The 15807-nt window shown below is 40.7% G+C and carries 14 protein-coding genes; 9 read left to right on the plus strand and 5 right to left on the minus strand.

Annotated features, from left to right (window positions below; all coding sequences use genetic code 11):
• Nucleotides 1-1061: 1061 nt before the first annotated feature.
• Nucleotides 1062-1727, minus strand: a complete 666-nt coding sequence (locus tag VK664_RS25745) for a DsbA family oxidoreductase (protein WP_461401593.1) — start codon at nucleotides 1725-1727, stop codon at nucleotides 1062-1064.
• Nucleotides 1728-1829: 102 nt separating this feature from the next.
• On the opposite strand from VK664_RS25745, the gene VK664_RS25750 reads away from it, so the two are divergent.
• From VK664_RS25750 to VK664_RS25765, 4 genes are all read left to right on the plus strand, one after another.
• Nucleotides 1830-2570 carry a hypothetical protein gene (locus VK664_RS25750; protein WP_461401594.1) on the plus strand — a complete coding sequence of 247 codons (741 nt, stop codon included), beginning with the start codon at nucleotides 1830-1832 and terminating at the stop codon, nucleotides 2568-2570.
• Nucleotides 2571-2668: 98 nt separating this feature from the next.
• Nucleotides 2669-3223 carry an HD domain-containing protein gene (locus tag VK664_RS25755; RefSeq protein ID WP_461401595.1) on the plus strand — a complete coding sequence of 185 codons (555 nt, stop codon included), beginning with the start codon at nucleotides 2669-2671 and terminating at the stop codon, nucleotides 3221-3223.
• 271 nt (nucleotides 3224-3494) lie between these two features.
• A complete protein-coding gene (locus VK664_RS25760; protein ID WP_461401596.1) occupies nucleotides 3495-5231 on the plus strand; it encodes a GMC oxidoreductase in 1737 nt (578 codons plus the stop codon).
• A 116-nt stretch (nucleotides 5232-5347) separates the two neighbouring features.
• Nucleotides 5348-5977: a gluconate 2-dehydrogenase subunit 3 family protein gene (locus tag VK664_RS25765; protein ID WP_461401597.1), complete on the plus strand. Its 630-nt coding sequence runs from the start codon at nucleotides 5348-5350 to the stop codon at nucleotides 5975-5977.
• Between the two features lie 48 nt (nucleotides 5978-6025).
• Here VK664_RS25765 and trxA read toward each other — a convergent pair whose 3' ends face one another.
• The gene (trxA, locus tag VK664_RS25770; RefSeq protein WP_461401598.1) at nucleotides 6026-6349 is read right to left on the minus strand and encodes a thioredoxin; all 324 of its coding nucleotides are present in this window, start codon (nucleotides 6347-6349) and stop codon (nucleotides 6026-6028) included.
• A 292-nt stretch (nucleotides 6350-6641) separates the two neighbouring features.
• On the opposite strand from trxA, the gene VK664_RS25775 reads away from it, so the two are divergent.
• Nucleotides 6642-7118: a TlpA disulfide reductase family protein gene (locus VK664_RS25775; RefSeq protein ID WP_461401599.1), complete on the plus strand. Its 477-nt coding sequence runs from the start codon at nucleotides 6642-6644 to the stop codon at nucleotides 7116-7118.
• Nucleotides 7115-7720 (plus strand): thioredoxin family protein, encoded by a 606-nt coding sequence (locus tag VK664_RS25780; protein ID WP_461401600.1) that lies wholly within the window; start codon nucleotides 7115-7117, stop codon nucleotides 7718-7720. The genes VK664_RS25775 and VK664_RS25780 overlap by 4 nt, the downstream gene beginning before the upstream one ends.
• Before the next feature lie 25 nt (nucleotides 7721-7745).
• Here the strand turns inward: VK664_RS25780 and VK664_RS25785 are convergent, their stop codons facing one another.
• The gene (locus tag VK664_RS25785; RefSeq protein WP_461401601.1) at nucleotides 7746-8252 is read right to left on the minus strand and encodes a hypothetical protein; all 507 of its coding nucleotides are present in this window, start codon (nucleotides 8250-8252) and stop codon (nucleotides 7746-7748) included.
• A 281-nt stretch (nucleotides 8253-8533) separates the two neighbouring features.
• On the opposite strand from VK664_RS25785, the gene VK664_RS25790 reads away from it, so the two are divergent.
• A complete protein-coding gene (locus VK664_RS25790) occupies nucleotides 8534-10204 on the plus strand; it encodes an alpha-L-rhamnosidase-related protein (protein WP_461401602.1) in 1671 nt (556 codons plus the stop codon).
• A gap of 118 nt (nucleotides 10205-10322) precedes the next feature.
• Here the strand turns inward: VK664_RS25790 and VK664_RS25795 are convergent, their stop codons facing one another.
• Both VK664_RS25795 and VK664_RS25800 read right to left on the minus strand, forming a co-directional pair.
• Nucleotides 10323-12506, minus strand: coding sequence for a catalase (locus tag VK664_RS25795; protein WP_461401603.1), 2184 nt, complete (start codon nucleotides 12504-12506; stop codon nucleotides 10323-10325).
• 262 nt (nucleotides 12507-12768) lie between these two features.
• Complete coding sequence (locus VK664_RS25800) at nucleotides 12769-13431, minus strand: YciE/YciF ferroxidase family protein (RefSeq protein ID WP_461401604.1); 663 nt, start codon at nucleotides 13429-13431, stop codon at nucleotides 12769-12771.
• Nucleotides 13432-13736: 305 nt separating this feature from the next.
• On the opposite strand from VK664_RS25800, the gene VK664_RS25805 reads away from it, so the two are divergent.
• Nucleotides 13737-14120 carry a VOC family protein gene (locus tag VK664_RS25805; RefSeq protein WP_461401605.1) on the plus strand — a complete coding sequence of 128 codons (384 nt, stop codon included), beginning with the start codon at nucleotides 13737-13739 and terminating at the stop codon, nucleotides 14118-14120.
• Between the two features lie 199 nt (nucleotides 14121-14319).
• Nucleotides 14320-15582 (plus strand): hypothetical protein, encoded by a 1263-nt coding sequence (locus VK664_RS25810; RefSeq protein WP_461401606.1) that lies wholly within the window; start codon nucleotides 14320-14322, stop codon nucleotides 15580-15582.
• Nucleotides 15583-15807 lie beyond the last annotated feature (225 nt).

Raw genomic sequence — 15807 nt, forward strand, 5'->3', positions numbered from 1 at the left:
CTCATCCACTTGGGGGAATATCATACCAGTCATAACAATTCTTACGAGTCCTATATAGCAGGCTTCGTTGTCCCATCATTCAATCAGCATCAAATCATGTGTATTAGCCAATCACTTATTTAACGCTAGTTGACAATTGAGTTGATATTCGGTTTTGCAATTCCCTGCCCGATCTAATATACAAACCGATCTTACATTCGATTGGGAGATAACGCAGCCATCCGCAAAAAAACGCCGCGTGCAAATGCTGCCACCCGCAAAAACTGCCACTTGCAAACGCAGCCCCCGATAACGCTGCCACGCGTGAAAGCTGCAATCGCAAACGTTAAATCACGGCCACCCGCAAACGCTGAATCACTACTGCGTTGAATCATTGCCAGGCTGTAACGAGCAATCGATGCAATACCCATCGTTATTTATTCCTTTGCGCTATGGGAAATATTATTAGTGCACTGGTACCAGATTGCTTGCGAATGAGATCAAAAGAATGCAAATGCAATGATGCACAACCGAAATTTCGGTAGCTAAGATTGGATAAGATTGTTGCAAATGGATTTTAACAAGCGTTGTACGATAAACCGAATAGCTGCTAATTGTAATTCAGAGAACGGTAACACAGCAATGTCATTTCAATTTTTGCAATGCCGATAATGCCAATGCCGGTTATTGCAATAAGTGAATGTTGAATTTTGTTGTACAAGTCGCATATCCCCTAAGTGAACGAGATTAGAACGTGCAGGATGGGCCTGAGGTTGGTTTGATTGCCACCTTCGATTCCTGTTCGGAGTTACTGAAGCCGATCAGGGCCAAACAACCCCTAGCACAACATGAATACCTAAAAAAGCCGATCAGGGAACAAAAAGCCGATCGGAGACAACAGCTGAGACCGGCATGAACAAAGGTATTAACCAGGAATCACAGTGGCAAATCAAACCAACCGAAAGGCCCATCCGGCGAAGGGAAGAACCGAGTGAACGCCATGAACGTGCATAGTCAGCAATATGCAGGTTCAGGAAACGACACGACGCACAGGAAGTCAGGCAATGCACAACGGCTAACAATCATTCATTCACAGCATTAGCCTGATCCTTATTCCATTCCTGGTATGCACTTTCCAGCGCCTGCAAAAATGTACTCGTTTCCTGCGCACCGGATACCGCATACTTTCTGTCAAACACAAAAAAAGGAACGCCGCGAACACCAATCTGCTGTGCCTCTAAAATGTCTTTCCTGACTTCATCAGCATATCTTCCTGTTTCCAGGGCTTTGGAAAGATCTTCAGCATTTAAGCCAATGTCGGTGCCCAGTTGCACTAATGTTGCATAGTCATCGATATTTTTGCCATTGGTGAAATAAGAGCGGAATAATATTTCTTCAGCTGCATTCTGTTTACCATTTGCCTTTGCGAAATGGGCGAAGCGATGGGCATTGAATGAATTGGCCACTACAGATTTATCAAAATTATATACCAGTCCTACAATTGCTGCCATCTGTGTAACCTGGTCATTCATTTGCCGGGCCTGTTCCAGGCTCATCCCCTTATGCTCAGCCAGAAATTGGTGAATGCTTTTTGAGGGATCCGTTTTGATTTCAGGAGATAACTGAAAACTTTTCCATATCAACTCAATATTATCTTTGGCAGGGAACTTCGCCAGGGCCTGTTCAAATTTTCTTTTGCCGATATAACAAAACGGACACATTACATCACTCCATATTTCGACTTTCATTGTACAAAGATAGGGCAAGAGAAATATGAATTATGAGTTATGAATTATGAAAGGAAATTTGAGATGAAGTAGTTATTTATAAAATTGAATTAACTTAATTAAATGTTCAGCGTCCTCAATCAATCAAAATTACATTTTTGCATTCCCCTGTTTTTAGCACTGCTGATTTTTACTTCAATTAAAGGCTTCGCTCAATCAATCCAGCTACCGGTTAAAGGACCCGTACCGGATGTAGCGGATTCAGTAAGTACTCATTATGCGAGGTTAGTCAAAGAATTTGGTGAAAACAAAAAGATGCCGGTGGGTCTCGAAAAACAAATTATTTATGCCCTGTCATATTTCCCTGAGCTGGCAAAAACAAAAATCAAGTTCAGGCTCAAAAAAAGTACGGGTGGAATAATTGCAACACAGCCAACCATTGGCAGTCTCTTAAGAAGGAGCAGTAAACGAACCTATATTGTAATCATTAATGATTCAACTGAGGGAAGAAGGATTCCCTTGTTTGCAAACTGTGAAGTCAATGGGCAGGTTGGGATACTCGGCCATGAGTTATGCCATATATTATATTTTAATAACAGCAGCGGGCTGGGACTGCTGGGACTAGGCATTTCACATGTTTCAAAAAGCTATATGGATAGATTTGAACATAACACAGATAGTATGGATATAGTACGGGGTCTGGGTTACCAGTTAATTGCGTGGAACGAATACCTGCACAAGGGGTTCAGGGCTATGCGGGCTAATGATCCACCCTCTCCTGAAAAATTTGTTCCCGGCAAACGATATATGAGTATTGAGGAGATCCGGCAACAAATGGCTGATCGAAAGAGTGAAGAGCTTTAAAATATTATCTCTGGTTTAGCATTAGTGTTGGGACCTGAAATTTTTTCAGGTGACCTACCTGCATAATTATTTTTTCCATCAAATCTTATTTTTATCGCATGTCTGAAGAAATATTAAAATCCTGGCGGAACAGGTTTATTGAATGGTTGCAGGTTCATTGGATCCATGAAGACAGTGCCCATGACATATACCATCTTCACCGGGTCTGGCGAAATTGCCAGCACATAAACTCGGGAGAAGGCGATAAAGGAGATCTGTTAATACTACTTACGGCTGCTTATTTTCATGACCTGGTTACTACGCCCAAAAATCACTCGTCAAGAGAGTTGGCTTCGCTTTTGGGTGCAGAAAAAACAGCTGATATACTAAATCAGATATTTGAGGATTTTCCCCGGGAAAAAATTATAGGGGTATCTCATGCTATCCATGCTCACAGCTTCTCTGCCAATATAGAAACGAATACCATTGAAGCGAAAATTCTACAGGATGCCGATCGCATCGAGGCATTGGGTGCCACTGGTATTGCCAGGCTTTTTTATACAGCAGGAAAAATGAACGGATTACTCTACAATGCTGATGATCCTTTAGGACTTCACCGCAAACTGGATGATAAAAATTTTGCCCTGGATCATATCGAAGTCAAGCTATTATAATTACCAGCGACCATGAAAACAAGTACAGGCAAACTCATGGCAGAAAAGGAAGCTGAATATATTCGTGGCTTCAGGACTAAGCTGATCAATGAAATTTCGATTTACTAAAAAGAGGAATAACGAAGAACAATTCTCAAATATATTAAAAATGATATTTGTATGGCATCCTCGCAATGGGCATTAGCGCCTGTTAATAAATTACTGACCGGTCAGCAAAATAATCTTCAACCAAAAATGATTATAAATTCTTAATTTGTTCGAAAGCTGCTATATGGGAGATATTCAAATTAAGAAATCTTCGAAACTATACGATGTTGTTGTTGTCGGATCCGGCGCAGGAGGAGGAATGGCTGCATATGTACTCGCAAATGCAGGAGTTAAAGTGCTGATGCTCGAAGCCGGTCCTTATTTTGATCCCGCCATTCATTCTTCCCAATTAAAATTTCCTTACGAGTCGCCAAGACGTGGTGCTTCCACAAAAGAGAGGGCCAACGGAGATTATGATGCTGCCTATGGTGGCTGGGAAATCGACGGAGAACCCTATACAAAAAAAGATAATACTGAATTTGACTGGTTCCGTTCACGGATGCTGGGCGGACGTACCAATCATTGGGGAAGAATCTCATTAAGATTCGGGCCAAAAGATTTTCAACCTGATGATGGTGTCAGCGAAAGATGGCCAATTACTTACGATGAAGTAAAACCATACTATGATAAGGTAGATCGTTTGCTCGGAATATACGGTACCGTTGAAGGATTGGAAAATGAACCTGATGGCATTTTCATGACGCCTCCAAAACCAAGGTTGCCTGAACTTTTTATCATGAAAGGCGCCAAACTTGCGGGCGTTAAAGTAATTCCAGGAAGAGGGTCAGTATTAACAGAAGCTTTGCCGGGTAATAAAGACAGGGGCGTCTGTTTTAATTGCGGTCAATGTGGTCGTGCCTGTAAAGTATATGCCGATTTTTCCGCATCATCCTGTCTTGTAATTCCCGCTTTGAAGACAGGTAATGTGGAACTGATCTCAAATGCAATGGTGCGTGAAATAATTACTGATAAAAATGGACTGGCAACCGGCGTTTCTTATGTAGATAGAAATGATCTGCAGGAACACCAGGTAAATGCAAAAGTAGTTATCCTTGCTGCCAGTTCCTGCGAGTCGGCAAGGATTATGCTTAATTCAAAGTCGACTATCTATCCAAATGGGCTTGGAAACAGCAGCGGACTTGTTGGCCGGTATTTACAGGATTCGACAGGCGCATCCCAGTCTGGGTTCCTGCCGCAACTGATGGACCGCAAACGCATCAACGAAGACGCCACCGGAAGTATTAATATCTATGCTCCCTGGTTGCAGGACAATAAAAAACTCGATTTCCCAAGAGGTTATCATATCGAGTTTGGTGGTGGAATGAACATGCCGGGTTATGGATTCGGTGGAGGAGTTCCAAGGCTGAATGGTAAAGTTCCCGGCAAAGATGGCCAACAAAAAAAAGCCGGAGGTTATGGAGCTTCGTTAAAAGATGATTACCGGAGATTTTACGGAACACAATTTGGCATGTCGGGCCGTGGTGTAGGCATGGCAAGGATTGATAATTTTTGCGAGATCGATCCAAACATTGTTGATAAATTCGGAATTCCTGTGCTGCGTTTCCATTATAAATGGAACAACGATGAGATTAACCAGGCGAAACATATGCAACAAACCTTCGACAGTATAATTCACGAAATGGGTGCTATCCCTTTATCAAAACATGGTCCTGAAGATATGTGGGGTTTGGCAAAGCCGGGAAGAATAATACATGAAGTTGGTACAACCAGGATGGGCAACGATTTAAAAAAATCTGTTCTAAACAAATGGTGCCAGTCTCATGATTGCAAAAATCTTTTCGTGGTTGATGGCGCTCCTACCGTACAACAGTCAGACAAAAATGCTACCTGGACCATCCTTGCTTTATCGATGAGAACATCAGAATTTATACTTGAACAGCGCAAAATGCAGAACATCTAATCAACAGAAGAGTCTAATCTACAGTACATCTAGTCAACAGTACATCTAGTCAACAGCACATCTAGTCAACAGAACATCTAGTCAACAGAACATTAAACATTTATAAATCGTTCGTTATGAACAGGCGTGAATCACTGAAAGCAATAGGTATCGGAACATTGGCCACGGGGGTTTTACTTGAAGCCTGTAAACCAGGTTCTAAGGATGATAAGTTGTCAGCAACGCCGGTGAAAGAACGGCCGGACAGACTACCAGAGGAGATTGAAAGAGAAAAAAAGCTTATGGCGGAAACCTTTTTCACACCACATGAGATGGCCACTATAACCATTCTCGCGGACATCATCATACCAAGAGATGAGCATTCCGGAAGCGCTTCTGACGCAAAGGTTCCGGACTTTATTGAGTTTATTGTGAAGGACAAGCCTGAACAACAGGTTCCGATGCGTGGCGGATTGCGCTGGCTCGATCTGCAGTGTTTTAAGAAATATAACAACCCTTTTGTAAACTGCGATTCCAAACAACAATTGGAAATAGTAGATCAAATCGCATATCCCGGAACTTCAGACCCGGCAATGCAACCCGGTGAAGCGTTTTTTGACAGGTTGAGAAATCTGACAGCTACCGGCTTTTTCACAAGTAAAATTGGAATAGCAGATCTTGGTTACCTGGGCAACAGGCCAAACAAATGGGAAGGAGTTCCTGCCGATGTTATTAAACAATACGGACTGGAAGATGTTACTTTCTGATAGCTTTCTCTCCCAATGATGAATTCTGTTGAACCCTAATGGTAGGTTTCAATCAGTATTGCCAGGAGCACTATCTTCAATTTTGTCACCAAGAATAGAAAGTAACCTGCTTTTGTCGATCATCCCTGAATGACGCCACATAACTTTTCCCTGCTTAAATATAATAAATGTTGGAACCGCGTTGATCTGGTAATCTCTTGCAGTTTGAGTCTGTTTATCTATATCCACCTTAACGACCCTGAATTGTTCCTTAACTAGTTTTGCAACGTCCTTAATTATCGGCTCCATGGCTTTACAAGGACCACACCAGTCGGCATAAAAATCAACAAGTACTGGTTTTTCAGATTTAATAAGGTCAGCAAATGTTTCCATACATTTTTGTTTATCTGCACTGCAAAAAATATACCTGAACAACCGTATGTAAGCAACAAGTTCTCCAGCTTTGAAAAGCAAATCCTATCATAAAATAAAAGGTAACAGAAGCACTGTAACAATAAAAGATTAGTTTGTAAATTGACGCGTCTGGGATTACAAAACGTTTTTAAAAAGAATAGATCTCTTTTTAATAAGAATAGGACTCTTTAACAAGAATAGTTCCCTTTTAACAAGAATAGGACTCTTTAACAAGAATAGGACTCTTTTAACAAGAATAGGATTCTGATTAATGAAAACAATATTAATAATTTTTTCACTGGTACTGTCATCTCGTGTATTCGCACAGCAAGTACAACTTATTAAACTGGATGATATAAATAAAAGGGTCAGGTCCGGCAAGGACACTGTCTATATAATAAATTTCTGGGCTACCTGGTGTGTACCTTGTCTTGAGGAACTTCCGCAATTTGAAAAGTTATCGGGTCATTACAAAAGCAACAAACTAAAAGTCATGCTGATAAGCATGGACTTCCGTTCAAAGCTTGAAAACACCGTTGTGCCTTTTGTCCGGAAAAAAACATTGAAAAACGAAGTATTTTTGTTTGACGAGACCAATCAGCAGGAATATATTGATCGTATAGATTCGTCCTGGTCCGGGGCGCTGCCTGCAACATTAATAATACATAAGCATAAGCGGAGATTTTTTGAAAAGGAGTTTACTTACAAGGAATTATTAGCAGAATATAAAAACATACAAAAGCCATGAAATATATTTTTTCAATTATTGTATCAGTGATTTACCTCAGTGCAACATCGCAGATTACGACTATCACTCCATGCAGCCCTGCTCCATCGTTCAGTCTCCCTGACGTTAAGGGCAAAACGGTATCTTTTTCAGATTTCCCGGATGCCAAAGGATTTATCCTGGCATTCACATGTAATACCTGTCCTGTAGCAAAGGCTTATGAACAACGCATAATAGACTTAAATACAAAGTATGCTCCTTTGGGTTACCCGGTGATAGCCATTAATCCTAATGATCCGGATTTGGCTAAAGGAGATAATTTCGAAGCCATGAAAGAGCGGGCGAAAGATAAAAATTATTCTTTTCCATATCTGTTTGATAAAGGGCAGGCAACAACCAATGCTTATGGTGCAAGAGCTACCCCGCACATATTCCTTGTTGAAAAGAAGAACAATGCAAATACTGTCGTTTACACAGGTTCCATTGATAACGATCCTGAAAATTCCAACAGCAGTAAATTAAATTATCTCGACCAGGCTATCCAGGCTATATCTGAGGGAAAAGCGCCGGCTACTGCTTCAACAAAAGCATTGGGATGTAGTGTGAGGCGCAAAAAAACGTAAAAGAGTTATGAGTTATGAGTGATCATCAAAGAACATAAAAGCTGAATTTCTGAACGCCCTTGTGGATTTTTATAAAGGCTTTGGACATTTGGCTTTGACCGGTTGTAAAAGGTACTGCGTTCAAACCAAATGTTTTGGTCCCATTGATTTCTGTAAATCCAATCAGAGAAAGATCGAATGATCCGTTTTTGGTTATTGATTTGAATTCCACTACCAACGTATAGTCAGTATTTTCAAGCATTTGGTCTGCCCGCACCGAATAATTTACATAGGGCTGTGTTTCTTCAATATCTACGGGAGAAAATTCCAGGCTGGTGCCTTTATATAGTCTCAATTGTAACTGCGCGTTTGAATGTTCGTAGTTCAATAAAAATCTTATTCCCTCCTGCTCAATTATCTCGTTAGGCAGCAAAGGTTGGGTTATTTCATTTTGTATCTGTTCTTCACGGGCAGATAGTTGTGATTTTTTCTTGCATGATAACAAAACTATAGCCATCGCCAGTACCAGCGTGAGTTTTCCAATCGAATTCATGAGTCGTGATTTTTTAGTACACCCGAAAGTGAGAGTTTCCGGTGTCAATGTACAATACGATTATGTAATATGCAAGTGGTCTGAAAAAACAAGCATAAATATTCCGGATTTAACAGAAAATTTCCGTTTTCTGCTTTCTGTAAAGTATTGCCGTTTTCTACATTCTGTGAAATTTTTTCGTTTTCGCACAGCTTCCTCATTTAGGTCACTGAAAAATCACCCAGGTCTAAAACGAAAGCCCGGCAATAATTCATAACTTAAAAATTAAATATTTTCCTGCCATGGACGACGATAAATTATTAACTATCAGAATGAAGCGACTGCGACTTTACTTTGCTATTCTATTTGCCCTCACATGCGTTTGTCATGAATCTTCATCGCAGGATGTATATAAAAATAAACGATCTGTATGGCTCGAAAAAGCTGCGGCAACACAACCTTCCCTGGTTTCCTTCGAGAACCGTCCCTTAAGCCTCGTCACAATTATAAAGGATGACAATTCATTCCAGGGATATAAAGTGAGCGAACGTAAATCAGTTGACAGCTTTTATGTCAATTCAATGAAAAGACAATCAGGTGCGATACTTGACTTCGGTGAGCACCTGACAGGATTCGTAACATTTAAAATAGAAGACCTGAAAGCCGTTGCAGATGCGGCCCTTAGGCTGAAGTTTACCTTTGCCGAAGTTCCTGCAGAAGCTGTGCTTCCTTTTGACCCTTACAAGGGCGGTTTAAGCAGGGCATGGTTACAGGATGAAGTCATTACGGTATCAGAAGTGCCGTCAACCATTACCATTCCAAGGCGTGTCGCATTTCGATATGTGAAAATTGAGGTATTGGGAAGTTCAACTTATTCAGATTTCAAAATTTCAGATATCAGCATCAAGGCCACCAGTTCGGCAAGACAACAACCGGCAGCATTAGCAAACGGGACATCGGAATTAATCAGAAAAATTGACCAGGTTGGATTATCAACATTAAAAGAATGCATGCAAACAGTTTATGAAGATGGGCCAAAACGCGACCGGAGACTCTGGATCGGAGATCTTTACCTGGAATCCTTAGCAAACAGGTATTCATTTAAAAACGATAGCCTAACAAAACACTGTCTATATCTGCTTGCTGGTCTTAGTTATCCCGGAGGTGTTGCGCCTTCAAATGTATTTGAACGACCAGCTCCTCACGCACAAAATAATCCCTTGTTTGACTATGCCCTTATTTATAATACTGTTTTGAAAGAATACCTCATTGAAACCAGAGACAAAGAAACAGCAAATGATCTTTGGGAAGTTGCAAAAGTCCAGGTACAGATACCAAAAAAATACATAGGCGAAGATGGCATGATCGATTATGAGCTGGCAGGTAAGGAATGGTGGGTATTCTTCGACTGGAAAGAAGGATTGGATAAACAAGCATCCCTGCAAGGCTGTGTGATATGGGCATTTAAAAACACTTATGAGCTTGCCAAAATGCTTGGAAAAGAAAAGGAAGTTGCTGAGTTACCGGGATTGGCAGAGAAAATGATCAAAGCAGCGCATAAAAATTTATACGATTCAAAACAAGGCCTTTTTCTAAGTGGGAAGAACAAACAAATCTCTTATGCTTCTCAGGCCTGGATGGTGCTTAGCGGTGTAGCTACAAAAACTGAAGGCGCTAAAGCATTCAAAAATCTGCTTCAGAAAACGGATGTAGTTTATCCCGGGGCTCCATATTTGTATCATTATGTTGTTGAAGCGATGATAATGACGGGACTGCATGAAGAAGCCAGAAACATAATTACAACTTATTGGGGTGGAATGGTAAAAAAAGGAGCCGATACATTCTGGGAAGTATATGATCCAACAAATGATTATATTTCACCCTACAATTCCTTCCTGGTAAATAGTTATTGTCATGCCTGGAGTTGCACACCAGTATACTTTATCAGAAAATACCCTGAAATATTTCAATAGAAATATGAATTATGAGTTATGAATTATGAAAGGAGTTTAGAGATCAAGATTTATTAATTCATAACTTATTATTTCACAACTGGTTTCATAACTCATAACTCATAATTCATATTTCTCTTTACGCGGGCACTTTTCTTGGTTTTTCCCTTTCCCAGAAACGGTGTTGTTTGATAGCGGCAATAAATTGTTTGCTCAGCTTGCCAGCATCACTGCCAATAATTATTCCTTCCTGTAACACAGTATCATCATCATTATATTCGGGTAGCTTCCTGCCGAAATATGTTGCCTTCAAAACCTGTAGTGCATCTACATCTGCTGCTATGGCTTTGCAATGTTTAAAAGCTTCGTTCAGGAAATGTACCGCATCGGCGTCTGCCTCAAGAGTTGCGACACTGTTTGTTCCACCGGGAACATAAACCGCATCATAAAATACCGAAGCACTTGTAAGCAGGCTTTTTGAAATGGGAATGGGTTTATCGGAATTAACACCTGCAATAAAACCATAACGTGGCGCAATGATATCAACCAGTCCGCCCTCTGCCAGGATAGCATCCTTAACAGTCTTAAGACTATTTTCATTTACGCCATCGCAGGCCAGGATGGCAATTTTGCGCGTTTGTATCGAATCTTTTACAGTATTCGCCATACTTAGCGCTTTGCTATTGGGTAGTGAGCCTTCCTTCACAACTGACCTGTACTCTTCAGGATCCGCGTCGGCAGGCACAACCTGGTTCAACGGTTTTGATAGAGATTTTGGAACATGCATTCCAATGTTATAAGCCACTTCAGCGGCAAGGTTCTCATCAATCTGTGAAAGCATAAATAATATTCTTTCACGGATAGTCAGGGTTTCTACTTTACCGAGTTCGAAAGACAAAGCATCGATAATATGATTCTTTTCAGGCTCACTCTGGCTGTTGAAAAATAATTTTGCCTGGCTGAAATGATCAAAAAAGCTTTGGCTCCTGTTGCGAATTTTACGTGCATCTATACGCTCAGGATAGCTGGTAAAACCACCTTCAGCTTTTTTGGCCTGGACCGGGAAATTACCCGCCATCCCATTTGGACCATGTGCTGTTTTGCCCCTGTTAATTGTTTGTCGCATGTATCCATCCCGCTGATTATTATTGATTGGCGCAATAGGACGATTTATTGGAATCTCATGAAAATTTGGTCCGCCAAGCCTGATCAATTGCGTATCGGTATATGAGAACAGTCTTCCCTGCAAAAGCGGATCATTGGTGAAATCGATTCCTGGCACTACATGTCCCAAATGGAAAGCAATCTGTTCGGTCTCTGCAAAAAAATTGTCGGGATTACGATTTAAGGTCATCGTACCAACAAGTATCACGGGAACAAGCTCTTCGGGTATTATCTTGGTTGGATCCAATAAATCGAACTCAAACTTATGTTCATCTTCTTCCGGCACAATCTGCAGTCCTAATTGCCATTGCGGAAAATCTCCGTTTTCTATGGCTTCCCACAGATCACGGCGATGAAAATCGGGATCCTTACCTGAGATATTCTGTGCCTCATCCCAGGCTACGGCATGAACACCCAGCACTGGCTTCCAATGAAACTTTACAAAAACAGATTTATCTTCTGCATTAACAAGCCGGAAAGTGTGAACACCAAAACCTTCCATCATTCGGTAACTTCTCGGGATTGCACGATCACTCATCACCCACATAATCATATGAGCTGACTCCGGGGTTTGTCCGATAAAATCCCAGAAAGTATCATGTGCCGAAGCGGCCTGTGGAATCTCGTTATGCGGCTCTGGTTTTACTGCATGAATCAGATCAGGAAACTTGATGGCATCCTGGATAAAAAACACCGGTATGTTATTTCCAACCAGGTCAAAGTTGCCTTCTTCAGTATAAAATTTAACAGCAAAACCTCTTACATCACGTGCGAGATCTGTAGAACCCCTGGACCCTGCTACTGTTGAAAATCTGACAAACACCGGTGTTTCAGCATTAGTATCGGTCAAAAATTTTGCTTTTGTATACCGGCTCAGATCTTCGTTCACTTTGAAAACACCATGTGCGCCAGATCCACGGGCATGTACCACCCGTTCAGGGATACGTTCGTGATCGAAATGTGTAATTTTTTCCCGGAGAATGAAATCTTCCAAAAGACTGGGACCACGCTCACCGGCTTTGAGTGAGTTCTGGTCATCGTTAACCTTCAATCCCTGGTTAGTAGTTAAAAACTGACCAGCTGAATCTGCTGTATTTTGCTGAAGGCTTTCAGTCTTTTTATTTTCGAAATTTTCATCACGCGCCTTTTTGTCTTTCATGTTTGAATTGTTGATTAATCGTTTTAATGAATACTGTAGATAGGGCTGACTGCAAACGGCCAATGGCCATGCATTTTTGCATTGGCAACTGCTGTGTTATTAGCAACTGCTGTTATTGGCAATTGCTGAATTATTGCGAACTGCTGTGCTATTGGCAACTGCTGTTATCGGCATTTGCTGTTATTAGCGACTGCCGTGTTGTTGGCAATTGCTATTATGCTGTATAAAAGCCAACTGCTGTACAAGGATTGGCAATATTAAGTTATGCCATAGCCACTGCCGCCATGTCACCTTCACTTACCTGCGACAATTTCGTATTAGAATTTTCTTCTTCAACAAGCGTTTGGGACAGGATGCCGGCGATTTCTGCCAGACCGAGTTTATTTGCAAGTTTTATCATACTTGTATAAGAAGCGATTTCATAATGTTCAACTTTTTGGGATGCCATAACGATACCCAGGTTGCGGGCAGGTGTTCCGCTATCTGTAGTCTCAATGATGCCTTCACCTTCCATAGTCAATCCTTCCATAGCATCACATTTTTTTGCCTGGGGAGATTTGCCAAGTAATTCAAAAACCTGTTCAAGACGTTGAACATGCTTCTTAGTTTCTTCAAGATGATTGAGAACTGCATCCTGTAATGCAGTTGATGAAGCCGCTTTTGCCATTTTCGGAAGCGCCTTAACCAGGTGGTTTTCCGCCCAGTAAAGATCTTTGATATTATCGGCGAATAATTTCCGGAGACCATCAGCCGGGTCCAGCGGCAATTCATCAATATCTGTATTTTCAGAAGGCTGATATTTGGAATCATTGTCCTTTGCAGGCTTTAATGCGTCCTGGTCCGCGGTTGCAAATGATGCATTGACTTTTGTGGGTGTAGAAGTCGTCATTTTGGACTTATCCTTCTTTGCACTTGACTTTGCCATATAATTTTTCGGGTTTATTTAGTGAATGCAATAGCTCATTCAAAATTTGTGCTCTTTAATGTGTCTGGATATTGAACTGTTTGGGAAGAAAAATTCCCAATTTTTGGTTGGTAACTGTGTTTTTTAAGCTTCTTCCTCAACTAAATGAGGAAGAAAAAATGCTGTCTTGTGGCACAAAAAAATGAGTTTGCCAAATAAAAAACTATTTGGACGGTCTTGTCAGTGGGAATACTATAAAAATCAAGCATTAAATACCTTTGAGATCAACAAGCACCTGATTTTAAAAACTTAAATCTTTTATAACCATGACGGAAATCAGAACCATGCGTTTCGATCACGGAGGTGTACATCTCCCCGTTAAAAATTTGAAGGAAACAATGAACTATTATAAAACAGTCCTGGGTTTTTATGATGAATGGACGGAAGGGGAAAGAGATGGCGGTTTAAGACGGGATAATCTGCGTGTATTGTTCGGCGAAGATCCCGAACACCTAAAAAAAATCAATGATGCAACCCACGCTTTGAATCTCATGTGGTTTGTAGAAAACATCAAAGAAATTTACCAGGAGTTTCAGAATAAAAAAATTCAAATTGAAAGCCCCTTACAATCTTATACATACGGGCTAATGGAGTTTGCCTTTAAAGATATCAACGGTTATCTTATAAGAATAGCCGAAAGAGAGATATGAATTATGAATTATGAATTATGAAAGAGCAAAATTCATGACTCCTTTCATAACTCATAACTCATAATTCATAATTCTCTTAATGGGTTTTTTTGTCCCTTTTTGGGAAATGGACCGCATTTTCACTTTGAATAATATATTGAAGATCATTTCTTTAGTTTTCGGAGTGAAAGTTGGATTTAAGTTGGCCTGAATCATTACCATGAAAACAAATTTACCCGAACCTGGAAGAAAAATATTCTTCTCGCTCATCTCGGTCATTATTGTTGGATTCTTTTCAACTGAGTCGTATTCACAGTGCAGCGCTCCCACCCTGAAGTTTCACAGTCCTGTTCTAATCTCAGGTACTGATAAACAAGTTGGTGCCATTTACCTCTTCGCTGAGGTGATTCCCGGTGTGGATGCCCATATCGAAATTGCTGGCATATACGGTGGCGCGACCTTATATAATATTGACGACAGTGCAGGAATCGGTTACTACGATGCGTTTCAGCCGTATGTAGGCGCTGCAGCTAATGACACTTCATATCTCGACTGGAAGATTACTTTTAAAATAGGCGGTACTGACAGCGACACAGCTTTAGCTTGCCTGGCGGTGACCGGCGTGGATGTGGATGGCGATGGAGCTTATCTCCAGGAATTCATAGAAGCTGCCACACCCGGAAGTATAGCTGTTGACCCGGCTACCATACTTAATGTATCGTTCGACGGAGTAAGAAGCAAAGCTATTTCAACAATATACAATATACCGCTTATCGATTCGTCTCACCATGAAGCAATGTTCCAGATGAACTTTGTAAATATTTCGACACTACTCTATCGTAATGGAGCAGTATCAACCTATGGTGCCGAACAGATCAGGCAAACCTGTATTTATTTCAAACCATTTTTTACTCAAAGCACTTTTGTGGTCTTACCTGCAAAAATCCTTTCTTTTTCTGCGCAGACAACCAATGGAAACACGGATCTGCGTTGGGTGGCCACTAATGAGAAAAGCCTGGTAAAGTATACCGTTCAGAAAAGTACAGATGGAATAAAATGGACAGACCTGCAATCGCTGAAGCCAGGTGTAGCCGCAAACACAAATAGTTATATAGTTACTGACCATGAGACAAACCTGGGCGAAGTTTTTTATCGTCTGAAGGAGATAAATATTCGCGGGCTGGCAGAATTTTCCCATATCATCCGTATCAATAGTACAAAGTCAAAAAAACCCAGCATTGTTCATAGTACTTTTATAAATAATGATATGAACCTGCAAATTGCTGCGAGCAAAAATGATAATTACCTGGTTCAGTATTTCAATTCAATGGGATCAGGCATTCAACAGGAACGTTTTTCCATAACTGCGGGCATTAACAGCCGCTCCATTAAATTCCCTTCGTCGCTTTCATCAGGAACCTACTATATGGTAATCTCCAACCAACGTGGAGAGAAAATTTATAGTGCGAAACTGGTTAAATAGAGATATGAATTATGAGTTATGAATTATGAAAGGGAAATATGAAATGCATGACTCACAACTATCACTCATAACTCATAATTCATAACTCAATGTCGTTTAGTTAAGCAAAGATCTTTGAAAAGTGTTTATATATGGGTTCTAGTTAGTAATTTTATTGCTCATTGAAAAAAGCGATAGGATTATAGGGTAACATCTCTTAACAATATAAATCAACTGATTGATGAA

Origin of the sequence: Flavitalea sp. (assembly GCF_035489435.1) — a bacterium.
In the GTDB taxonomy this organism is placed as follows: domain Bacteria; phylum Bacteroidota; class Bacteroidia; order Chitinophagales; family Chitinophagaceae; genus DATHKG01.